Source organism: Streptomyces sp. NPDC054849, assembly GCF_053610945.1.
In genome coordinates this window covers 1-21,257 of the sequence record NZ_JBSGZI010000105.1, presented here as the reverse complement: position 1 = coordinate 21,257, position 21,257 = coordinate 1, and the positions used below count along the sequence as shown (strand labels likewise).

19 protein-coding genes are annotated in these 21,257 nt (G+C 72.3%); 11 read left to right on the top strand and 8 right to left on the bottom strand.

Going from position 1 to position 21,257, the window contains the following annotated elements; all coding sequences use genetic code 11:
• The 3 genes from ACWGIF_RS31725 to ACWGIF_RS31715 all read right to left on the bottom strand — a co-directional run bounded on the left by ACWGIF_RS31725 (position 1) and on the right by ACWGIF_RS31715 (position 2,426).
• Positions 1-684 (bottom strand): hypothetical protein, encoded by a 684-nt coding sequence (locus tag ACWGIF_RS31725; RefSeq protein WP_453502639.1) that lies wholly within the window; start codon positions 682-684, stop codon positions 1-3.
• The gene (locus ACWGIF_RS31720) at positions 672-1,232 is read right to left on the bottom strand and encodes a SigE family RNA polymerase sigma factor (protein WP_453502638.1); all 561 of its coding nucleotides are present in this window, start codon (positions 1,230-1,232) and stop codon (positions 672-674) included. Before ACWGIF_RS31720 ends, ACWGIF_RS31725 begins: the two co-directional genes overlap by 13 nt.
• A gap of 276 nt (positions 1,233-1,508) precedes the next feature.
• The gene (locus ACWGIF_RS31715) at positions 1,509-2,426 is read right to left on the bottom strand and encodes an A/G-specific adenine glycosylase (RefSeq protein ID WP_453502637.1); all 918 of its coding nucleotides are present in this window, start codon (positions 2,424-2,426) and stop codon (positions 1,509-1,511) included.
• 308 nt (positions 2,427-2,734) lie between these two features.
• Here ACWGIF_RS31715 and ACWGIF_RS31710 point away from each other — a divergent pair, with 308 nt between their 5' ends.
• Positions 2,735-3,544, top strand: a complete 810-nt coding sequence (locus tag ACWGIF_RS31710) for a hypothetical protein (protein WP_453502635.1) — start codon at positions 2,735-2,737, stop codon at positions 3,542-3,544.
• A gap of 80 nt (positions 3,545-3,624) precedes the next feature.
• Here ACWGIF_RS31710 and disA read toward each other — a convergent pair whose 3' ends face one another.
• The gene (gene disA / locus ACWGIF_RS31705; RefSeq protein ID WP_453502634.1) at positions 3,625-4,749 is read right to left on the bottom strand and encodes a DNA integrity scanning diadenylate cyclase DisA; all 1,125 of its coding nucleotides are present in this window, start codon (positions 4,747-4,749) and stop codon (positions 3,625-3,627) included.
• Positions 4,750-4,897: 148 nt separating this feature from the next.
• The gene (gene radA / locus ACWGIF_RS31700; RefSeq protein ID WP_453502632.1) at positions 4,898-6,310 is read right to left on the bottom strand and encodes a DNA repair protein RadA; all 1,413 of its coding nucleotides are present in this window, start codon (positions 6,308-6,310) and stop codon (positions 4,898-4,900) included.
• 218 nt (positions 6,311-6,528) lie between these two features.
• Here radA and ACWGIF_RS31695 point away from each other — a divergent pair, with 218 nt between their 5' ends.
• On the top strand, positions 6,529-8,307 hold the full coding sequence (locus ACWGIF_RS31695) for a BACON domain-containing protein (protein WP_453502631.1): 1,779 nt from the start codon (positions 6,529-6,531) through the stop codon (positions 8,305-8,307).
• A gap of 25 nt (positions 8,308-8,332) precedes the next feature.
• Here the strand turns inward: ACWGIF_RS31695 and ACWGIF_RS31690 are convergent, their stop codons facing one another.
• The gene (locus tag ACWGIF_RS31690) at positions 8,333-9,079 is read right to left on the bottom strand and encodes a hypothetical protein (protein WP_453502647.1); all 747 of its coding nucleotides are present in this window, start codon (positions 9,077-9,079) and stop codon (positions 8,333-8,335) included.
• A 201-nt stretch (positions 9,080-9,280) separates the two neighbouring features.
• Between ACWGIF_RS31690 and ACWGIF_RS31685 the strand changes: the two genes are divergently transcribed.
• The 4 genes from ACWGIF_RS31685 (at position 9,281) to ilvD (ending at position 13,690) form a co-directional block, all read left to right on the top strand.
• The gene (locus ACWGIF_RS31685; RefSeq protein ID WP_453502629.1) at positions 9,281-10,216 is read left to right on the top strand and encodes a Ppx/GppA phosphatase family protein; all 936 of its coding nucleotides are present in this window, start codon (positions 9,281-9,283) and stop codon (positions 10,214-10,216) included.
• A gap of 57 nt (positions 10,217-10,273) precedes the next feature.
• Complete coding sequence (locus tag ACWGIF_RS31680; protein WP_453502627.1) at positions 10,274-11,101, top strand: sugar phosphate isomerase/epimerase family protein; 828 nt, start codon at positions 10,274-10,276, stop codon at positions 11,099-11,101.
• A complete protein-coding gene (locus tag ACWGIF_RS31675) occupies positions 11,098-11,718 on the top strand; it encodes a TetR/AcrR family transcriptional regulator (protein ID WP_453502626.1) in 621 nt (206 codons plus the stop codon). The genes ACWGIF_RS31680 and ACWGIF_RS31675 overlap by 4 nt, the downstream gene beginning before the upstream one ends.
• 121 nt (positions 11,719-11,839) lie before the next feature.
• Entirely contained in the window at positions 11,840-13,690 is a 1,851-nt protein-coding gene (gene ilvD / locus ACWGIF_RS31670; RefSeq protein WP_453502624.1) for a dihydroxy-acid dehydratase, read from the top strand.
• Positions 13,691-13,748: 58 nt separating this feature from the next.
• Here ilvD and ACWGIF_RS31665 read toward each other — a convergent pair whose 3' ends face one another.
• Entirely contained in the window at positions 13,749-15,899 is a 2,151-nt protein-coding gene (locus tag ACWGIF_RS31665) for a serine/threonine-protein kinase (protein WP_453502623.1), read from the bottom strand.
• Between the two features lie 105 nt (positions 15,900-16,004).
• Between ACWGIF_RS31665 and ACWGIF_RS31660 the strand changes: the two genes are divergently transcribed.
• The 5 genes from ACWGIF_RS31660 (at position 16,005) to proC (ending at position 19,516) form a co-directional block, all read left to right on the top strand.
• Positions 16,005-16,304, top strand: coding sequence for a peptidase (locus ACWGIF_RS31660; protein WP_453502622.1), 300 nt, complete (start codon positions 16,005-16,007; stop codon positions 16,302-16,304).
• Positions 16,305-16,436: 132 nt separating this feature from the next.
• Positions 16,437-16,973: a hypothetical protein gene (locus ACWGIF_RS31655; RefSeq protein ID WP_453502620.1), complete on the top strand. Its 537-nt coding sequence runs from the start codon at positions 16,437-16,439 to the stop codon at positions 16,971-16,973.
• 56 nt (positions 16,974-17,029) lie between these two features.
• Positions 17,030-17,833 carry an ABC transporter ATP-binding protein gene (locus ACWGIF_RS31650; RefSeq protein ID WP_453502619.1) on the top strand — a complete coding sequence of 268 codons (804 nt, stop codon included), beginning with the start codon at positions 17,030-17,032 and terminating at the stop codon, positions 17,831-17,833.
• Positions 17,830-18,567, top strand: coding sequence for an ABC transporter permease (locus tag ACWGIF_RS31645; protein ID WP_453502617.1), 738 nt, complete (start codon positions 17,830-17,832; stop codon positions 18,565-18,567). Before ACWGIF_RS31650 ends, ACWGIF_RS31645 begins: the two co-directional genes overlap by 4 nt.
• A gap of 139 nt (positions 18,568-18,706) precedes the next feature.
• Positions 18,707-19,516 (top strand): pyrroline-5-carboxylate reductase, encoded by an 810-nt coding sequence (gene proC, locus ACWGIF_RS31640; protein ID WP_453502615.1) that lies wholly within the window; start codon positions 18,707-18,709, stop codon positions 19,514-19,516.
• 49 nt (positions 19,517-19,565) lie between these two features.
• Here the strand turns inward: proC and trpS are convergent, their stop codons facing one another.
• Positions 19,566-20,564 (bottom strand): tryptophan--tRNA ligase, encoded by a 999-nt coding sequence (gene trpS / locus ACWGIF_RS31635; protein ID WP_453502614.1) that lies wholly within the window; start codon positions 20,562-20,564, stop codon positions 19,566-19,568.
• Between the last annotated feature and the right edge of the window lie 693 nt (positions 20,565-21,257).

Sequence of the window (21,257 nt, the reverse complement as noted above, 5' to 3'; positions counted from 1 at the left end):
TCAGTTCTTCTGACTCGCGGCCGGGGCGGGCTGGCCGCCGCCGTCGACCACGTTGCTGTACTCCGAGTGGACCCGGTCCTGCTCGGTGAACTTCTCCCCGTTCCAGCGGTACGTGATCACGTCCTCGCCCGACGGATAGGCGAGTGCGTCGCTCTTTCCGTAGACCTGCTTCGTGACCACCAGGTCGCCCCGGTCGATCTCCGCGTAGACGGGTGGCTGTTCGTCCGAGAACACATTCTCGTACGTCCCGCCGTCCGCGCGGTACACGTAGGAGCCGCGGCCCAGGGCGTCGGCGCAGGACAGGACGTTGACGACGATGTCGACGACGGGGCTGCCGGTGACCTTCCCGTAGCTCACGTCCACGGGGTACTCCTTGCCCGTGCACGGCTTGAGGTCCCGTTTGATCTCGGAGCTGACCTTGGGGTCTCTCATGAGCAGCCCGACGGGGTCGACCTTCTTCAGCGGCTGGCCGGAGGCCGAGACCGAGATGGAGTCGTCGGGGGACGGGCTGGAGGGCGTGGCCTTGGACAGGGCCTCGGTGCGGGCCGGGCCGCCGTCGCGCAGGCCGGTGCCCCCGGTGGCGCACCCGACCGCGAACACGGCTGTGCCGACGAGGACGACCGCCCCCGCCGACACCAGGACCAGAGAACCACCGGTCAGACCTTGGCCGTTCAGGCCGCGCACCGCTCACGCCCCTCGTACCGCATGGTGTGGTCACCGCGTTCCAGCGCGCGCATGTCCAGGTCCCGGCTCTCCAACTCCTGCCGGAGGCGGGCCAGGGCGCGGTGCAGGGTGCTCTTCACGGTTCCCGCCGACATTCCGAGCGCCGAGGCCGTCTCCTCGGTGCTCATCTGCTCCCAGTGTCGCAGCACGACCACACTGCGCTGCTTGGGCGCGAGCACCTTGAGGATGTCCATCAGCAGGGCGCGGTCGGCGCGCTGGTCGGAGCCGTCCTCGACGGAGGCGTCGGGGAGCTGCTCGGTGGGGACCTCTTCGAGCTTGCGGGCACGCCACCACTCGGTACGGGTGTTGATCATGACGCGGCGCAGGTAGGCGTCGGCCAGGGACTTGTCGGCGATGCCGTCCCAGCGGCCGTAGGTGCGCACGAGCGCGGTCTGCAGGAGGTCCTGCGCGTCGGTGGGGTCCGGGACCAGGCGCCGGGCGCTGCGCAGCAGCGCGTCCTGCCGAGTGCGTACGTACTCCTCGAATTCGAGTACCTCGCCGTGCGCCATCTCAGACCGCCTCCGTTCCGTGCAACCCCGTAGTCCCGCTGTCTTACGGATCTGAAGGTACGGAGGGGTTGTCACGGGCCTGTGCGGGCCAGCCTTCGGTGGGAGCACGGACACCCATAGGTTGTGTAACAGTGCCGTGAGCTGGGGTTTCCCCGCCAGAAGCGGAATCCTCAAGTCATCCTCAAGCCCGCGTCGAGAGGGTGGGGCGCCGGCCCCGCGGAGTCGCCGGACCGTCGCCCTGGGTGGCCGGCCCGGGCAGCCGTCCGGGACCTGTGGTCAGGTCTGCGGGAGCCGGTAGAGGCCTCCGTCGAGGGGTTCCACCAGCCCGTCGGAGACCAGTCCGTCCAGGGCACGGGCCCGCTGGACCGGCTCGTCCCAGACCGTGTCGAGCACGGCCTGCGGAACGGGTCCCACCGCCTCGCGCAGTACGGCGAGGAGCTTGCCGCGCACCTGCCGGTCGGTCCCTGCGTAGGTCTGCCCGCGCCGCGGCGGTCCCTCGTGCGGGGGCTTCCCGGCGAGGCGCCACGCGCACAGCCCGGCGACGGGGCAGCGGGCGCAGTCGGGGCTCTTGGCGGTGCACACCAGCGCGCCGAGCTCCATCGAGGCCGCCGCCCAGCGGGCCGCGGTGTCCTCGTCCTCGGGCAGCAGGGCCCGGGCCAGGCGCCGCTCGGCGGCGGTGGTGGCGTTCGGCGGGTACTCGACCCCGTTGGCGGTGCGCGCGAAGACCCGCCGGACGTTCGTGTCGAGGACGGCGTGTCGCTGCCCGTACGCGAAGGAGGCCACGGCGGCCGCGGTGTACTCGCCGATCCCGGGCAGCGCGAGCAGCTGTGCGTGCTCCCGCGGTACGTCGCCCCCGTGCCGCTCCGTTATCGCGACGGCCGCGCCGTGCAGCCGCAGGGCCCGCCTCGGGTAGCCGAGCCGGCCCCATGCCCGCACGGCCTCGCCGGGGGCTTCGGCGGCCAGGTCCGCGGGGCGGGGCCACCGGGCGAGCCACTGCTCGTAGACCGGCTGGACCCGGCTGACCGGGGTCTGCTGCAACATGAACTCGCTGACCATGACGCCCCAGGGGCCGGCCTCGGGGCGGCGCCAGGGCAGGTCGCGGGCGTGCTCTTCGAACCACGCGATGACGGGGGAGTGCAGCGCGTGGGAGGGGTCGGGGGACACGGCGGTGGCGGAAGCGGAGGATGCAGTCATGGCAGACGGCATCCTGGCACGTTTCGGGCTTCCCGCGCCGGGCCCGGACCGGTGAACCGGACAACGGAGCGGACTTCGCTCACCCGCATGGCGGCGATGATCGTACTGATGGGACCGGTGAGGTGGCGGTAGGGGCCGGACCTTTCCATGGTCACCGAAGGTATGCGAAGCGGGGTGATCTCCGCGTCGGCCCACTGGCCGGATCTCGGCGTCTTGATTGCGCCCGCGGGATGATCATCGGCAAATCGAGTCTCCTGCGCGGCATGTGGGGCGGTGATCGGGCCGCGAACTCTCGTAAAGTTCCGTCCGTGGGATCTCTGCGCAATCCGGTCGGGCCGCTCCCCTCCTCCATCTACTGGCGACGGAGGGCTGTGCTGGCGTCCGTCGTCGCGCTCCTCGCGCTCCTCGCCGTATGGACCGTCAGTTCCGGCGGGGGGAGGACGAGTACGAACGGAAAGGGCCAGAGCGGCCCCGATCCCGTCACCTCGATCACCCCGGGTCCGGCCGGAACCGGCCCGGCGATCAGCGCCGCCCCCGGCGGGCGCCCGGAGTCGGGCGGCGGAGCGAACACCGGCTCCGAGGGCGGCGGTTCCACAGGCGACGCCGGCAAGAACGGCGAACCGGGCGGCGGCACGGGCCCGGGCGCGGGCTCCGGCTCCGGCTCCGGTGGCGCCGGGGGCGGCCCCGCGCAGGTCCCGGCGGACTCCCCGCTCCCCACGTGCGCGCCGGGTGCGCTGCAGTGGGAGGTCAAGAGCGCGAAGAACGAGTACGAGGCGAACGAGAAGCCCCGCCTCGAACTGGTCGCCCGCAACATCTCCGGAACCACCTGCAAGGTCGACCTCGGCCCGAAGCAGGCGGTCCTGACCATCCTTCAGGCGAGCAGCAGCAAGGCGGTGTGGTCCTCGGCGGACTGCCCGACGGGCGCGGGCAACGCCTTCTTCCGCCTCCCCGCACAGGGCGAGACGAAGCACACGCTGGACTGGGACCGCCGGTTCAGCGCGGCCGACCAGTGCCAGACGCCTCCGGCGGGGTCCGCGGCGCCCGACACCTACGTGGTCGAGGTCAAGGCTCCCGGCATGCCGGTCGCGCGCACCTCGTTCGTCCTCAAGCAGGACTAGGGCGCCGCCGCCCCGGGGGCCCTGCCCCCGGACACCGGCGCCTCAACGCCGGCGGGGCTGGATCTGCCCGGCGCCGCAGGCTAGACGTACCGCTCGAGGATCGAGGACTCCGCCAGGCGGGACAGCCCCTCGCGGACGCTGCGCGCACGGGCCTCGCCGACGCCGTCCACCGTCTGCAGGTCGTCGACGCTGGCAGCGAGCAGCTTCTGCAGGCCGCCGAAGTGCTCCACGAGCCGCTCGATGATCGCGCCCGGCAGCCTCGGCACCTTCGCCAGCAGCCGGTACCCGCGCGGCGACACCGCCGAGTCCAGGGTCTCGGGGGACCCCGTGTACCCCAGCGCCTTCGCCACGATCGCCAGTTCCAGCAGCTCCGGATGCGTCAGCGCGTCCAGCTCGGACAGGGCCTCGTCCACCGTGCGGGAACGCTTCGCCGTCGGCTCCGGCACGTAGTCCCGGATGACGAGCTCGCGCTCCTGCTCGATCCCGACCGTCAGCTCGTCCAGCTGCAGCGACAGGAGTCGCCCGTCCGTGCCCAGTTCGACCACGTACTCGGCGATCTCGGTCGCGATCCGGCGGACCATTTCCAGCCGCTGCGCGACCGCCGTCACGTCGCGGACCGTGACCAGGTCCTCGATCTCCAGCGCCGACAGCGTGCCCGCGACCTCGTCGAGGCGCAGCTTGTACCGCTCCAGCGTGGCCAGCGCCTGGTTCGCCCGCGACAGGATCGCCCCGGACTCCTCCAGCACCCGCCGCTCCCCGTCCACGTACAGCGCGATCAGCCGCATGGACTGCGACACCGACACCACCGGGAAGCCGCACTGCTTGGAGACGCGGTCGGCGGTGCGGTGCCGCGTGCCGGTCTCCTCCGTGTGGATCGAGGCGTCCGGCACCAGCTGTACGCCGGCCCGCAGGATCTTGGTGATGTCCTTGTCGAGGATGAGCGCGCCGTCGAGCTTGCACAGCTCGCGCAGCCGGGTCGCGGTGAACTCCACGTCCAGGACGAAACCGCCGGTGCACATGGCCTCGACGGACTTGTCCATGCCGAGGACGATGAGCCCGCCGGTGTTGCCGCGGACGATCCGCTCCAAGCCGTCACGCAGCGGCTGACCGGGCGCGACGGCGCTCAGCGAGGCGCGCATCATGGCCTCCTGCTTGGAGCTCGCGCCCGACTTTGCGGATGCTGCTGCCCCGTCCTTGGCTGCCACTGCACTCCTCGGGTCGCGGGTTGCGCCGCCTGCGTACGGCCGGGCGGACCATCCCGAAGTCTACCGGCGCGCGCTGTGCGCCCGCCGTGGCTTGGCCAGGTACGGCACCGGCGGATCCCGTACGGTGCCCTGACCAGGGGCGGGGCCCTTACTCGCCGGTCCGTTCCCGGGCCGGCGTACGCGACCGGCCGCGCGGCAGCACCCGGAGCGCATCGCCCATGTCGGCCACTTCGACGACCTTCATGCCGGGCGGCACCTTGCCCGGATCCGCCGGCACCAGGGCGTGCGTGAAGCCGAGCCGGTGGGCCTCCGCGAGCCGCCGCTGTACGCCGGTCACCCGTCGCACCTCGCCGGCAAGACCGACCTCGCCGATGGCCACGAGGTTCTTCGGGAGCGGGACGTCACTGGCGGCGGAGGCCAGGGCGAGCGCGATCGCCAGGTCGGCGGCCGGCTCGGTGAGCTTCACCCCTCCCACGGTGGCGCTGTAGATGTCGCGCTTGCCGAGCGCGGTGATCCGGCCGCGCTGCTCCAGGACCGCGAGCATCATCGAGACGCGCGAGGTCTCCAGGCCGGAGGTCGTGCGCCGGGGGGAGGGGATCTGCGAGTCCACCGTGAGCGCCTGCACCTCGGCGACCAGCGGACGCTTCCCCTCCAGGGTCACGGTCAGGCAGGTCCCCGGGACGGCTTCGGCGCGCCGCGTCAGGAACAGCCCGCTCGGGTCGGCGAGCCCGGTGATCCCCTCGTCGTGCAGCTCGAAGCAGCCGACCTCGTCGGTGGCCCCGTACCGGTTCTTGATGCCGCGCACGAGCCGCAGCCGCGCGTGCCGGTCGCCCTCGAAGCTCAGCACCACGTCGACGAGGTGCTCCAGGAGCCGGGGCCCGGCGATGGCCCCGTCCTTGGTCACGTGGCCGACGAGGAGCGTGGACATCCCGCGCTCCTTGGAGGCTCGGATCAGGGCACCGGCCACCTCGCGCACCTGGGCCATGCCGCCGGGCGCGCCGTCGATCTCGGGCGAGGCGACGGTCTGTACGGAGTCCAGGACGAGGAGGGAGGGCTTCACCGCGTCCAGGTGCCCGAGCACCGCCGAAAGGTCCGTCTCGGCCGCGAGGTAGAGGTGGTCGCTCAGCGCCTTGATCCGGTCGGCGCGCAGCCGGACCTGGCTCGCCGACTCCTCGCCCGTGACGTAGAGGGTGCGGTGCGCGTCGCTTGAGGCCTTGGCCGCCACGTCCAGCAGCAGCGTCGACTTCCCGACGCCGGGCTCTCCGGCGAGCAGCACCACGGCGCCGGGCACGAGTCCGCCGCCGAGGACGCGGTCCAGCTCGTCCACGCCGGTGCTGCGCGCGGTCGCCGTCCGCCCGTCGACCTGCGCGATCGGCAGCGCAGCCGTCGAGACCCGGCCGGCGGCGGTGGTCCGCACGGCGGGCGCGCCCATCTCCTCGACGGTGCCCCATGCCTGGCATTCGGGACAGCGGCCGAGCCACTTGGCGGTCGTCCAGCCGCAGTCGGTGCAGCGGTAGGACGGCCGGTCCTTGGCGGATGAACGAGCAGTGCGGGCAGCCATGCCGCTCACGGTAGCCGCCCGCACCGACAGGACGGGCTGCGAGGCTGTCCGTGCAGGGTTCCTGCGCCGGCGCTCCGCCTCGCGCCGACGCTCCCGGACGGGCCGCGGGCCGGCCGCGTCAGGGCCTGCGTCAGCGGGTCACCGATCTGTTCACCCGTAAGGGCTAAATGTGGGGAAGGCTTCCAGGGCGTCACCGGCACGCCGCCTACGGTCGCCAGGTGAACAGCAGCAACCAGGCACACTCCTCAGCGCGCACCGGCGCACACCGGGCGCACGGGCGCACGACCTGCGAGGGGGAGCATCCGCCCCCCTTCCGGCACGAGCCTTACCTGGACGGTCTGTTCACGTACTGCCTGTCGGTCCTGTGCGACCACGACACCGCGACGGACGTGCTCGGCGACGTCCTCGCCGTGGCCGAGCGGCATCCCGGCCGCTGTCCCGACGAGGGGGACCGCCGGGCCTGGCTCTACGCACTCGCCCGCTGGGGCTGCCTGCGCCGGCTGGCAGAGCAGCGGCGCGCCCGGCAGGGCGCGCATTCCGCCCGGCGTGCGCCGGAGCACACCGCGCGCGGCCGTGCGCCGGGTGCCGACACGGCCTCAGACCGCGTCCCTGAAGCCCATCGGCTCCTTGACGTGAGCGCCTACCGCCGTACCGAACTGGCCCGGCTCGCCTGGCCGGAGGCCGCCGGGACCACGCCCGAGCAGCGCGAGGCCCTCGAACTCGCCGTCCGCCACCGCCTCGGCGTCCCCGAACTCGCCTCCGTCCTCGGCACCCCCCAGGCCGCCGCCCGGGAGCTCCTGTCCGGCGCCGCCTGCGAGGTGGAGCGCACCCGCACCGCCCTGGCCGTCGTGGAGACCGGCAGCTGCCCCGCCGTCTCCCGGCTGACCGGCGACGACGACGGCGACGGCGGTGACGGCAACGTGCTGCTGTCCAGCACCCTGCGCGCCGAGCTCGTCCGCCACGTCGACGACTGCCCCCGGTGTCGACGCGCCGCCGAACGCGTGGGCGCCGCCGCCCCCTGGCCCGGCTCCGGCGGCATCGACACGGCCGCCCTCCCGCTCGTACCCGCCCCCCGCACCGCCGTCCACGCGGCGATGCTCCGCTCCGGACGGGGCCGGGGCCGCGGTCCCGGCCCGCGCTTCGACCGCACCGGCTTCCCGATGGACCCCAGGGACCGCGCGGCCCGCCGCGACCGGCTGCGCGCCCGGGCGGTGACCACCACCGTGGTCGCCACCGTCGTCGCCGCCCCCGTCCTGGCCCTGTGGGCGGCGTACCGCGGCGGGCCCGGCACGGGCGAGCCCGTCGGCGGGGACTCCACCCGCATCTCCGCGAGCGATTCCGAACTCCCGGCCGCCCGGACCGACGGCCGCCCGCTCACCGCGTACGAGAACGCCGGAAACACCGCCTCCACCACCGGCAGCCCCGGCTTCCTCCACAGCAGCACCGACTCCGACGTCTCCGTCGAGGTGATCAGCACCGGCGCGCCCGCGACCCCCGACCACGCCGGCGCCCCCGGCCGCCTCACCATGGCCGCGTCCTCCCGCGGCGCCCTCACCCTGATCACCCTGACCGCTTCCGGCCGCGCCCCCGTGGACTGGCGGCTCTGGTCCGACGCGCCCTGGCTGCGCGCGAGCCGGACCGCGGGCACGCTGGCCCCTGGAGAATCGGTCACCCTGCGGATCGCCGTGGACCCCGAGGCCCAGCCCGTGGGCGCCTGGACGGCCCGGGTCGGGGTCGACCCGAGCGGCGCGGTGGTCTCCATCCAGGGCCGCGGCCGCCCCGCGTCGACGCCGGCGCCGTCGCCGGACCCGACGCAGCCCGGGACGTCGGCCCCGTCGCCGGACCCGACGCAGCCGCCCACGCCGACCCCGGAGCCCACGGAGCCGACGATCCCGCCGCCGTCCCCGACGCCCACGCCGGTTCCGACGCCGACGGACGGCTCAGGCGGAACGGTTTCCCCCGGGCCGGACCCGGGGGCGACGGCCGCCCCTGGTTAGCCGTCCCGCCGGGAGACGCGGACGGTCAGACCGGGTCGGCGGGATGCGGGGCCATCGGCAGCAGCGACGCCAGCCGCGCCTCGCACAGCTTCACGAGCGCCTCGTACCCCTCCTTGCCCATCAGCTCGGTCAGCTCGGCGCGGTACGACACGTACACCGGGTCCCCGGCGCCGTGCGCGGAGGTGGCCGACGTGCACCACCAGTGCAGGTCGTGGCCGCCGGGCCCCCAGCCGCGGCGGTCGTACTCGCCGATCGACACCTGCAGCACGCGGGTGTCGCCGGGCCGGTCGATCCAGTCGTAGGTCCGGCGGATCGGCAGTTGCCAGCACACGTCGGGCTTGGTCTCCAGCGGCTCCCGGCCCTCCTTCATCGCGAGGATGTGCAGCGAGCAGCCGGCCCCGGCCGGGAACCCCGGCCGGTTCAGGAAGATGCACGCGCCGTCCCAGCGCCGGGTCTGCTTCTCCCCGTCGTCGTCGGCTTGCGTCCATCCGCTCTCGCTGCCGACGTCGTGGAACTCCCACAGCTCCGGCGTGAGGCGGGCCACGTGCTGGGCGACGCGCTTCTCGTCGTCCTCGTCGGAGAAGTGCGCGCCGAGCGTGCAGCAGCCGTCGTCCGCCCGGCCCGCCTGGATGCCCTGGCAGCCGCTGCCGAAGATGCAGGTCCAGCGGGAGGTCAGCCAGGTCAGGTCGCAGCGGAAGATCTGCTCGTCGTCGGCGGGGTCGGGAAACTCCACCCAGGCACGGGGGAAGTCGAGCCCCTTCTCGTCGGCCACGGCCTTGTTCCTGCCGCCCTTGGAGCCTTTGACACCTGCGGCACCTTTGGCCTCTTTGGCATCTTTGCCCTCATTGGCGGTGATCTTGCCCGTGTCCTTCTGCGACCGGGTCTTGTTGGCCTTCTTCGTATTTGGCACAAACCCAAGCCTAAGCGCCCCTTACGTAACCCCCGAGCGTTCCTCGCAGTAGCGTTTCCCCCTATGAGACTCGGTGTCCTTGATGTGGGTTCGAATACGGTCCATCTGCTGGTGGTGGACGCGCACCCCGGCGCGCGCCCGCAGCCGGCGCACTCGCACAAGGTGGAGATGCGGCTGGCGGAGCTGCTCGACGAGCACGGTGCCGTCACCCCCGAGGGCGTCGAACGTCTCGTCTGCGTGATCACGGACGCCGTGCAGGCCGCCGAGGACAAGGGCTGCGAGGACGTCCTCCCCTTCGCGACCAGTGCCGTACGCGAGGCCACGAACGCGGACGAGGTCCTGGCGCGGGTCAAGGCCGAGACCGGCGTCGACCTGCCCGTGCTGAGCGGCGAGGACGAGGCCCGGCTCACCTTCCTGGCGGCCCGCCGGTGGTTCGGCTGGTCCGCGGGGAAACTGCTGGTCCTGGACATCGGCGGCGGTTCGCTGGAGATCGCGTACGGCATCGACGAGGACCCGGACGCGGCCGTCTCGCTGCCGCTGGGCGCGGGCCGCCTCACGTCGGGCTGGCTGCCGGGCGACCCGCCGGACGCGCTGGACGTCCGGGCGCTACGGCGGCACGTGCGGGCGGAGATCGCCCGCACGGTCCGCGAGTTCAGCCGCTTCGGGGTACCGGACCACGTGGTGGCGACGTCGAAGACCTTCAAGCAACTGGCCCGTATCGCGGGCGCGGCCCGCTCGGCGGAAGGCCTGTACGTGCAGCGGGACCTGAGCCGCAAGTCCCTGGAGGAATGGGTCCCGCGCCTGGCCGCGATGACCACGGCCCAGCGCTCGGCCCTCCCGGGCGTCTCGGAGGGGCGGGCGAACCAGCTCCTGGCGGGCGCGCTGGTGGCGGAGGGGGCGATGGACCTGTTCGGTGTCGACGAGCTGGAGATCTGCCCGTGGGCCCTGCGCGAGGGCGTGATCCTGCGAAGGCTGGACCACATGCCGGCGGGGTCATAGGCAGGCGATGTGGGGGAGCCCCGCCCCGGTGCGGCGTCGGGCCCGTACCCTGTCTCCGTGGCAGAACCAGTCCGCATCCCGACCGCGAAAGTCGCCCTCTCCACCGCCTCCGTCTACCCGGAGTCCACGGCGACCGCCTTCGAGATCGCCGCGCGCCTCGGTTACGACGGCGTCGAGGTCATGGTCTGGACGGACCCGGTCAGCCAGGACGTCGACGCCCTGCGCAGGCTGTCGGACCACCACGGGGTGCCGATCCTGGCCGTCCACGCGCCGTGTCTCCTCATCACCCAGCGGGTGTGGTCCACCGACCCCTGGACCAAGCTGCAGCGCGCCCGGGCGGCGGCCGAGCGGCTCGGCGCGTCCACCGTCGTCGTGCATCCGCCGTTCCGGTGGCAGCGGCAGTACGCGCGGGACTTCGTCACCGGCATCTGGCGGATGGCGGACGAGACCGACGTCCGGTTCGCCGTGGAGAACATGTACCCCTGGCGCTACCGCGACCGCGAGATGCTCGCGTACGCCCCCGAGTGGGACGTCACCAAGGACGACTACCGCCACTTCACCGTCGACCTGTCGCACACCGCGACCGCCCGCACGGACGCCATCGCGATGATCGACCGGATGGGCGACCGGCTCGCGCACATCCACCTCGCGGACGGGAACGGATCGGCCAAGGACGAGCACCTGGTCCCGGGACGGGGTAAGCAGCCCTGCGCCGAACTGCTGGAGCGGCTCGCCCGGACGTCCTTCGGCGGCCACGTGGTGATCGAGGTCAACACGCGGCGCGCGATGTCCTCCGCCGAGCGCGAGGCCGACCTCGCCGAGGCGCTGGCCTTCACCCGCCTGCACCTCGCCACCGCCGAGCGCGACGAGGCCCACCGGCCGTGACGGAGGCGCAGAGGCCGCGCCGCCGCGGACCCGGCCGGCCCCGGCAGGACGAGGCCGCCGAAGGCCCCGGCACCCAGGAGCGGATCCGCCTCGCCGCCCGCGAGGTGTTCGCGGAGCGCGGGTACGACAAGACGTCCGTACGCGGCATCGCGAAGGTCGCCGGCGTGGACCCCGCCCTGGTCCACCATTACTTCGGCAGCAAGGACGACCTCTTCGCCGCCGCCATCGAGGTCAGCATGGAACCCGCCCTGGTGGTTCCGGCGATCATCGGCGACGGCCCCGAGGGCATCGGCGAGCGGCTGGCCCGGTACTTCCTCGGCGTCTGGGAGAACCCGGTCACCCGGGCCCCGCTGCTCGCGGTGATCCGGTCCGCCCTCACGCACGAGGCCGCCGCGAAGGTGCTGCGCGGGCTGGTGCTGCGGCGGGTCCTGGAGCGCGTCGCCGCCGACCTCGACGTCCCCGACCCGACCTTCCGCGCCGAACTCGCCGCCTCCCACATGGTCGGCATCGCGATCCTGCGCTACGTCGTCCAGGTGGAGCCCCTCGCGTCCGCCGACCCGGAGGCCATCGTTGCGCTCGTAGCCCCTACGCTGCAGCGGTACCTGACCGAGGAATGAGCCGGCCGTCCCGCCATACGGACATGCCGTCCGGATCCCGGTCGGTGGGCGTAGCCTCGTATCTGAGCCATATCCGCAGTCGCGGCCGACCGTACAGCCGCACTCATGGGGAGTGAACCGCATGCCCGAGTTGAGGTCCCGCACCGTCACCCACGGCCGCAACATGGCGGGCGCACGCGCCCTGATGCGTGCGTCGGGCGTAGCGAGCGAGGACATCGGCAAGCCGATCATCGCGGTAGCCAACTCGTTCACCGAATTCGTCCCCGGCCACACCCACCTGGCGCCCGTCGGCCGGATCGTCTCCGACGCCATCCGCGCCGCCGGTGCGATCCCGCGCGAATTCAACACGATCGCGGTCGACGACGGCATCGCGATGGGTCACGCCGGCATGCTGTACTCCCTGCCCTCCCGCGACCTGATCGCGGACTCGGTCGAGTACATGGTCGAGGCGCACTGCGCAGACGCGCTGATCTGCATCTCCAACTGCGACAAGATCACCCCCGGCATGCTCATGGCCGCCATGCGCCTGAACATCCCCGTGGTCTTCGTCTCCGGCGGTCCGATGGAGGCCGGCCAGGCCACCCTCGTCGACGGCACCGTCCGCAAGCTCGACCTGATCGACGCCATGGTCGACGCCTCCAACGAGAACGTCTCCGACGAGGACATCCTGCGGATCGAGGAGAACGCCTGTCCCACGTGCGGCTCCTGCAGCGGCATGTTCACGGCCAACTCCATGAACTGCCTCGCCGAGGCGATCGGCCTGGCCCTCCCCGGCAACGGCTCGGTCCTCGCCACGCACACGGCCCGCCGCGCCCTCTACGAGGACGCCGGCCGCGCGATCGTCGAGATCACCAAGCGCCACTACGAGCAGGACGACCACTCCGTCCTGCCGCGCAACATCGCCACCCGCCAGGCCTTCGAGAACGCCATGGCCCTCGACATCGCCATGGGCGGCTCGACGAACACGATCCTGCACCTGTTGGCCGCCGCGCAGGAGGCGGGCCTGGACTACGACCTCAAGGACATCGACGAGGTCTCGCGCCGCGTCCCGTGCCTGTCCAAGGTCGCGCCGAACGTGGCTCCCGGCGGCACGTACTACATGGAGGACATCCACCGGGCCGGCGGCATCCCCGCCATCCTCGGCGAGCTGCACCGCGGCGGACTCCTCAACAAGGACGTCACCTCGGTCCACTCCGCCAACCTGGAGGACTGGCTGGCGAAGTGGGACGCCCGCTCCGGCACGGCCTCCGAGGAAGCCATGGAGCTGTGGCACGCGGCCCCCGGCTGCAAGCGCTCCGCGACCGCCTTCTCCCAGTCCGAGCGCTGGGAGACCCTCGACCTCGACGCCGAGGGCGGTTGCATCCGCTCGGTGCAGCACGCGTACTCCAAGGACGGCGGCCTCGCCGTCCTCAAGGGCAACATCGCGGTCGACGGCTGTGTGGTGAAGACGGCCGGCGTCGACGAGTCGATCTGGACCTTCGAGGGCCCCGCGGTCGTCTGCGAGTCGCAGGACGAGGCCGTCGAGAAGATCCTCACGAAGCAGATCAAGGCCGGCGACGTCGTCGTCATCCGCTACGAGGGCCCGCGCGGCGGCCCCGGCATGCAGGAGATGCTCTACCCGACCTCCTTCCTCAAGGGCCGGGGCCTCGGCAAGGTCTGCGCCCTGGTGACGGACGGCCGCTTCTCCGGCGGCACCTCGGGCCTGTCCATCGGCCACGCCTCCCCGGAGGCGGCCTCGGGCGGCACCATCGCGGTCGTGGAGGACGGCGACCTGATCCGCATCGACATCCCGAACCGGTCCATCGAGCTCCTCGTCGACGAAGCCACCCTGGCGGCCCGCCACGAGGCCCTCGGCGGCGTCTACGCGCCGAAAAACCGCGAGCGCAACGTCTCGGCGGCCCTGCGCGCCTACGCCGCAATGGCCACCAGCGCCGACAAGGGCGCGGTCCGCGACGTCTCCCTCCTGGGCTGACCTCCCGCGAAGGCAAGGCAGCCGCCCCCGTACCCCTCCGGTGCGGGGGCGGCGCCGTTCACCACCCGGCGGGATCTCCCGCATCCACCGCGAACACCGCCCCGTCGGGCGCACTCCCGAACACCCGGCCTCCCCCGGCCACCGGCGCGGGCAGGGTCGAGTTGTAGCCCTGCCCGCCCCCCAGCCTGGGCTTGGTCTGCCCCAGGAGCCTCCCCCCGCCGTCCACGGCCAGGGTGCGCCCGTCCGACGCCGTGAGATGGATCCGCCCGTCGTGGATCACCGGCCGCGAGGCCACGGCCACGCCCGTCTCCAGGCGCCAGTCCTCACGCTCCGCACCCACCGCGGCCAGGGCTCCCGACGTGCCGAAGACGTACACCCGCCCCTCCGGGCCGACCGCGGCCTGCGCATCGAGCAACGGCGCCGAGAGCGGGATCCGGCGTACGGCACGCGTGGTGAGATCCACCCGCACGACCGCCCTGGTCACGGCGCCGGACGCGGACCGCGTGTCACCCTCCAACAGGTACAGCCCGCCGCCCGCCGCGCCGGAGGGTTCCCACAGCGCCGGACTGCGCACCTGCCAGCGCACCGCGCCGTTCGCGGGATCGACGGCCGAGACCTGGGTCGACTTCCCGTCCGCTCCCTGCGTGCACACGTACAGCCCCGGGCCGCCCGACGGAGCCGGTCCGGCGAGCCAGACGGAGCCGGCTTCGCCGATCCGGTGCTCCCAGCGCGTCCGGCCGGTGGCCGCGTCCAGCATGGTGACCTTCCCGTCCGGGCCCGTGACCAGCAGCAGCATTCCCACCGGCACCAGCTGCGCGCCCTCCGGCAGGCTCCGCTTCCACCGCTGCGAGCCGTCCGCCGGATCCAGGGCCTGGAGCATCCCGCCGCTGTGATCCACCACCAGTACCAGCCCGCCGGCGTGCAGAGGAGCCGGGTTTGGCGTCATGCGCGTCGCGGGTGCCGCGCCGGGTACGGACCACCTCACCGATCCGTCGGCCGGGTCGATCCGGGCGGCCGCGAGCGCTGGTCCTGCGCAGTAGAGGGCCTCGGCCGACCAGGAGCAGGCCGGAAACGGATCGCCCACCCCCTTTTCCCCCACCTGAATCGCCCAAGGCGTCACGGCCTTCGCCCCGGGGCCGGTCGTCGTGTTCCCGACGTGAGCGGTGGGTCTCTCGGACGGGTTCGTGTCCGCTCCGAAGACGAGAGGTCCGCCGATCGCCCCACTGGTCAGCAGTACACCCCCGATCGCCATGACCAGCCGTGACCGCCGCCGCCGCTGCTGCGGGGCAGGAGCGGGCTGCACGGAGACGATCCGGTCCCGCCGGTGGGTGGTCTCCTCCACCCGGTGGGGGCGGCGCGGCGCGGGGATGAAGGCCCGGGTGTCCTCTGACGTCGGATAGGCCAGCGCCCGCAGCTCACTGATCAGCGCATCGGGGGTGGGGCGTCCGGCGGGGTCCTTCGCGAGGCACGCCTCGGTGATCGGTATCAGGGCCGCGGGCAGTCCGGTCAGGTCGGGGTCGTGGTGCACGACCTGATACGCCACCAGGTAGGGGCTGTCGGAGTCGAAGGGGCCGCGCCCGGTGGCCGCGTGCACGAGTACGGCGCCCATCGCGAACACGTCCGCGGCAGGCCCGACCTCACGCGGCCGCTGGAACTGCTCGGGCGCCATGAAGGGCGGCGTCCCGATCAGCTTCCCCGTCTCGGTCCGCAGGTCGCTGTCCGTCGGCCGCGAGATCCCGAAGTCGATGACCCGTACTCCGTCGGGCGCCATCAGCACGTTGCTCGGCTTCAGATCCCGGTGCACCACACCCGCCCGGTGGATGTCCCGCAGCGCCTCGGCGAGTCCGGCACCGAGCCTGGCCAGTTCGACGGGCTCCAGTACCCGCTCCCGCACCCGCTCGGCGAGCGTCGGGGCGTCGATGAACAGGGTCGCCATCCACGGCCGTTCGGCATCGGGGTCGGCATCCACGACGGGCGCGGTGAACGCCCCGCTCACCCGCCGTGCCGCGGCGACCTCCTGCCGGAACCGGGCCCGGAACTCCGGATCCACGGCATGCTCAGGGTGGACGATCTTGACGGCGAGTTTCAGTCCCGACGCGGAGGTGGCGAGATGGACGACGCCCATGCCGCCCGAGCCCAGGACGGATTCCAGCCGGTACTGCCCGGCGTACTCCGGAAAACCCGCCCGATCCCTGCGCAGCGATTGCACCGCTGACCACCCCCGCCGGAGCCTAGTCGATGGCACGTAGGAATCTCCAAGGTCCTGCTACCCTGCGCGAGTTGCGAAGCGCAACGCTCAGGGGGGAGTTTTCGCATGTCCGAAACGACTGAGTCCGGCCAGGTCCAGAGCCTCGCCGCCGAGTCCGGTTTCCTGACGTTCCCGGTCGCGCCCGGCTACCGGGTGAACGTCCGCAGCGGCCCGGGTACCGGCTACTCCATCGTCAAGGTCCTGCCGTACGGCTCGTACGTCTCGATCCGCTGCCAGGGGCCCGGTACGACGGTCACGGGCCCGTACGGCACCACGGACATCTGGGACTGCGTCGGCAACGGCCAGTTCGTCTCCGACGCCTACGTGAAGACGGGCAGCGACGGCTACGTCGCCACGCACTGCTGACCTGCGGCGTAAACGGAACGGGGATCGGCAGAAGCCGCAGGCACGGCCTCGGCGCCTCGGCGCCGCGGCAGACCCCGTCTGACACGTGAGACACGCCCGGCCCGACCGGCGCGGCGAGGGATAATCGCCGATGTGAGCGACGACCAGCGAGACCAGCCCCCCGCCGAGCCGGCCGACCAGGCCCAGGCCCCGGTCCCCACCGGGCCCGAGCCCGAACCGATCCCGTTCTTCGGCACCACCTGGGTGAACCACGACGGCGGCTACAGCCTGCGCCGCGTCGGCCTCGCCATCGGCTCGCTGGCCACCGCCGTCGCCGCGGCCGTTCTGCTCCGCCTCTCCTACGAGGGCCTGGAGATCGGCAACGTCGGCCCCTTCCTCAGCATCTCCGTCGTCATCCTCTTCGCGATCGCCAGTTCCATCGCTTTCGTCAAGACCTGGGAGTCCTTCAGCCGCCGCCCCGCCCCGTCGTCCGACGAGGCCGCCCTCAAGGGCCTCAAGATGATCGGTTTCATCGGCTCCCTCATCGCGTACTTCCTGCGCTGCCTTGCCGAAGCCCCGGGCGAGAAGCTCCGCCGCGCCGAATACGAGCGCGCCCGCGTCGAGTACGCCCGCCGCCGCAGCACCCGTACGGGCAACCCGGCCGCCCGCCGCCCCAAGCGGAAGAAGTAACCCGCACCCGTCCCGGTCATTGACGCCCCGGCACAGCCGGGCGCATTATTCATCACATGATGAATAACTCGGCCGGGCGCGACCCGGCCCCCACACCGGCCGCCGTGCACGCCCACGGCCTGACCGTCCGCCGCGGCACCGGCCGCAACCCCCGCACCGTCCTCGACTCCCTCGCCTTCGACGTCCCCCGTGCCCGCATCACCGGCCTCCTAGGCCCCTCCGGCTGCGGCAAGTCCACCCTCATGCGCGCCATCGTCGGCACCCAGGCCCACGTCACCGGCACCCTCGACGTCCTCGGCCGCCCGGCGGGCCACCCCGAGCTGCGCTCCCGCATCGGCTACGTCACCCAGGCGCCCTCCGTCTACGACGACCTCACCGTCCGGCAGAACCTCGACTACTTCGCCGCCGTCCTCGACCCCGGCCGGGCCGCCGCCGACCGCCGTGCCCACACCGTCCGGCAGGCCATCGCCGACGTCGACCTCACCATCCACACCGACGCCCTCGCCGGCAACCTCTCCGGCGGCCAGCGCAGCCGCGTCTCCCTCGCCGTCGCCCTGCTCGGCACCCCCGAGCTGCTGGTCCTCGACGAACCCACCGTCGGCCTCGACCCCGTCCTGCGCCGCGACCTGTGGAACCTCTTCCACGACATCGCCGCCACCCGCGGCGCGACGCTCCTCGTCTCCTCCCACGTCATGGACGAGGCCGAGCGCTGTCACGACCTGCTCCTCATGCGCGAAGGCCGCATCCTCGCCGAGGACACCCCCGACGCACTGCGCACCCGTACCCACAGCGCCACCGTCGAGGAGGGCTTCCTCCGCCTCGTCGACGAGGCCGACGCACTCTCCCGGGAGACGCGATGAACGCCGCCCGCACCATCGCCACCGCCGCCCGCGTCCTGCGCCAGCTCCGCCACGACCCGCGCTCCATCGCGCTGATGCTCCTGGTCCCCGTCCTGATGCTCACCCTGCTGCGCTTCGTCTTCGACGGCAGCCCCCGCACCTTCGACGGCATCGGCGCGTCACTCCTCGGGATCTTCCCCCTCATCACCATGTTCCTGGTGACCTCCATCGCGACCCTGCGCGAGCGCACCTCCGGCACCCTCGAACGCCTGCTCGCCATGCCGCTGGGCAAGGGCGACCTCATCGCCGGCTACGCCCTCGCCTTCGGCGCGGTGGCCGTCGCCCAGTCCCTCCTCGCCACCGGACTCGCCCTCTGGGTCCTCGGCCTCGACGTCGTCGGCTCCCCCTGGCTGCTCCTCCTCGTCGCCCTCCTCGACGCCCTTCTCGGCACCGCACTCGGACTCTTCGTCTCCGCCTTCGCGGCCTCGGAGTTCCAGGCCGTCCAGTTCATGCCGGCGGTGATCTTCCCCCAGCTGCTCCTCTGCGGGCTCTTCGCCGCCCGCAGCACCATGCACCCGGTCCTCGAAGGCCTCTCCGACGTCATGCCCATGTCCTACGCCGTCGACGGCATGACCCAGGTCCTCACCCACACCGACATGACCGCCGACTTCATCCGCGACGTCGTCATCGTCGCCGCCTGCGCCCTTCTCGTCCTCGCCCTCGGCGCGGCCACCCTCCGCCGGCGCACCCCGTGACCGCATTCCGGATGGCACCGCCCGCTTCCCCGCCCAGGTGAAAGGATGAAGACGCAGACGCAGACGCAGAGGTCGACGTACACGTAGCGGACGTGTACGCCGCTCCGGCAAAAGAACAGTTCGGCGAGGTGGATCGGGCATGACCCAGACAGTCGCAGTCCTCGGTACCGGCAAGATCGGCGAGGCCCTGCTCAGCGGAATGATCCGCGGCGGCCGGCCCGCCTCGAAGCTCCTCGTCACGGCCCGACGCGCCGAACGGGCCGAAGAGCTCCGCTCCCGCTACGGGGTCGAGGCCGTCTCCAACGCCGAGGCCGCCAAGCGGGCCGACACCCTCATCCTCACCGTCAAGCCTCAGGACATGGCCAAGCTCCTCGACGAGCTCGCCCCGCACGTCCCCGCCGACCGCCTGGTCATCAGCGGCGCCGCCGGCATCCCCACCTCCTTCTTCGAGGAACGGCTCAGCCCCGGCACCCCCGTCGTCCGCGTCATGACGAACACCCCCGCCCTCGTCGACGAGGCCATGTCCGTCATCTCCGCCGGCAGCCACGCCACCGCCGAGCACCTCGCCCACACCGAGGAGATCTTCGGAGGCGTCGGCAAGACCCTGCGCGTCCCCGAATCCCAGCAGGACGCGGCCACCGCCCTCTCCGGCTCCGGCCCCGCGTACTTCTACTTCCTCGTCGAGGCCATGACCGACGCCGGCATCCTCCTCGGCCTGCCCCGCGCCCAGGCCCACGACCTGATCGTCCAGGCCGCCATCGGCGCCGCCGTGATGCTCCGCGACAGCGGCGAGCACCCGGTCAAGCTCCGCGAGGCGGTCACCTCCCCGGCCGGTACGACGATCAACGCGATCGTGGAGCTGGAGAAGCACGGCGTACGCGCCGCCCTGATCGCCGCCCTCGAAGCGGCCCGCGACCGCAGCCGCGAGCTCGCCTCCGGCAACAGCTGAGACCGAGCACGGGCCCCCGCCACACCGGGGGCCCGCCGCACGCCTTTCCCTACGGCGCGAGCAGCCCGATGGCCTCGTACGCCCGGTCCACCACGGGCCGCGCCAGCTCCCGGGCCCGCCCGGCGCCGTCCCGCAGCACCTTGTCGACCGCCGCCGGATCGGCCGCCAGCTCGGCATGCCGCTCCTGCACCGGCCGCAGCAGTTCGACCACCGCGTCGGCGACGTCGCGCTTCAGCGCCCCGTACCCGCTGTACTCCTCGGCGAGTACGGCCGGATCGCCTCCGGAGCACGCCGCCAGGATGTCCAGCAGATTCGCGACCCCGGGCCGCGCCTCCCGGTCGTAGACCACCGCGCCGTCCCCGCTGTCGGTGACCGCCCGCATGACCTTCTTGCACACGACCCCGGGCTCGTCGAGCAGATAGACGATCCCGGCCCCGCTCCCGTGGGACTTCCCCATCTTCGACGTGGGCTCCTGCAGGTCCATGACCCGAGCCGCCACCGCCGGATGCGTGGCCTTCGGCACGGTGAAGGTGTGCCCGTAGCGCTGGTTGAAGCGCACCGCCAGATCCCGCGTCAGCTCGACGTGCTGCCGCTGATCCTCACCGACCGGAACCTCCTGCGCCCCGTACGCCAGGATGTCGGCGGCCATCAGCACCGGATAGGTGAGCAGCGACAGCCGTACACCCTCCCCGGAGCCCTGCGCCTGCGCCGCCTTCTCCTTGTACTGGATCATCCGCCGCAGCTCCCCGTCGGTGGCGGTGCACTCCAGCAGGTACGCCAGCCGCGTGTGCTCATCGACATGGCTCTGTACGAAGAGGGTGCAGCGCTGAGGATCCAGCCCGGCGGCGAGCAGGAGCGTCGCCGCCTGCCGACTCAGCCTTCGCACGCGCGCCGGCTCGTGCTCGACGGTCAGCGCATGCAGATCGACGACGCAGAACAGCGCGGCGTCCGGCTGCTCCTCGGCGGCGACCCACTGCCGTACGGCCCCCAGGTAGTTCCCGAGCGTCAGGTGCCCGGTCGGCTTGATCCCGCTGAAGATCCTCGTCATGTCCTGCTCCCTGTGTGAGTGGTGTCGAGGCCACCGCGTCGGCGACCGAGCCACTCCCCGGAGGGAGAATCAAGAACGGCCGCCGTAGCGGCGGCCGTGAGCGCATGCGTGCTCGCGTGGGGGGTCGGCCGCCGTCAGGCGGCCCACCAGCGAAGGCTGAGCGTGAGCGCATGCGTAGTCATGGGCCCACAGTAGACGGCAGGGGATGAGGACGGAGGGAGTTTGGCGAACCCGGCGCGGCCGGTCAGCCCGGGGTTGACACGGATGTGCCCCATCCGTAAGGTTCTTCGAGTTGTCCGAAGTGAGCGCCGACCCCGGTCGGTCCCCGGACAGCCATCTCGCACTACCCATTCGAACGAACGACGCACTTCGTCGTCCCGTTTTCATGCGTATTTGCGAATGAGGAATCCGCGTCCGAGGACGCAGCCGCCGATTAGGTTCGGGGGCAAGGAATCCGCTACTGTCTCACTCGCTGAAGGGCCTAACAGCCCCGAAGGCAAAGCCCGCTGACTGGGAGTCAGGCCCGAAAGGATCTGATAGAGTCGGAATCGCCGGAAAGGGAAACGCGAAAGCGAAAACCTGGAAAGCACCGAGGAAGTCGGACACGAAAGAGTCTGATAGAGTCGGAAACGCAAGAACAGAACGAAAGCCCGGAGGAAAACCCGCGAGGGTGAGTACAAAGGAAGCGTCCGT

Bases quoted from the DNA above. Each gene is read 5' to 3' on its own strand.
- ACWGIF_RS31715 (WP_453502637.1), bottom strand. From the start codon at position 2,426: ATGACTGCATCCTCCGCTTCCGCCACCGCCGTGTCCCCCGACCCCTCC.
- trpS (WP_453502614.1), bottom strand. From the start codon at position 20,564: ATGACGAGGATCTTCAGCGGGATCAAGCCGACCGGGCACCTGACGCTC.
- ACWGIF_RS31720 (WP_453502638.1), bottom strand. From the start codon at position 1,232: ATGGCGCACGGCGAGGTACTCGAATTCGAGGAGTACGTACGCACTCGG.
- ACWGIF_RS31660 (WP_453502622.1), top strand. From the start codon at position 16,005: ATGTCCGAAACGACTGAGTCCGGCCAGGTCCAGAGCCTCGCCGCCGAG.
- radA (WP_453502632.1), bottom strand. From the start codon at position 6,310: ATGGCTGCCCGCACTGCTCGTTCATCCGCCAAGGACCGGCCGTCCTAC.
- proC (WP_453502615.1), top strand. From the start codon at position 18,707: ATGACCCAGACAGTCGCAGTCCTCGGTACCGGCAAGATCGGCGAGGCC.
- ilvD (WP_453502624.1), top strand. From the start codon at position 11,840: ATGCCCGAGTTGAGGTCCCGCACCGTCACCCACGGCCGCAACATGGCG.
- ACWGIF_RS31645 (WP_453502617.1), top strand. From the start codon at position 17,830: ATGAACGCCGCCCGCACCATCGCCACCGCCGCCCGCGTCCTGCGCCAG.
- ACWGIF_RS31650 (WP_453502619.1), top strand. From the start codon at position 17,030: ATGATGAATAACTCGGCCGGGCGCGACCCGGCCCCCACACCGGCCGCC.
- ACWGIF_RS31685 (WP_453502629.1), top strand. From the start codon at position 9,281: ATGAGACTCGGTGTCCTTGATGTGGGTTCGAATACGGTCCATCTGCTG.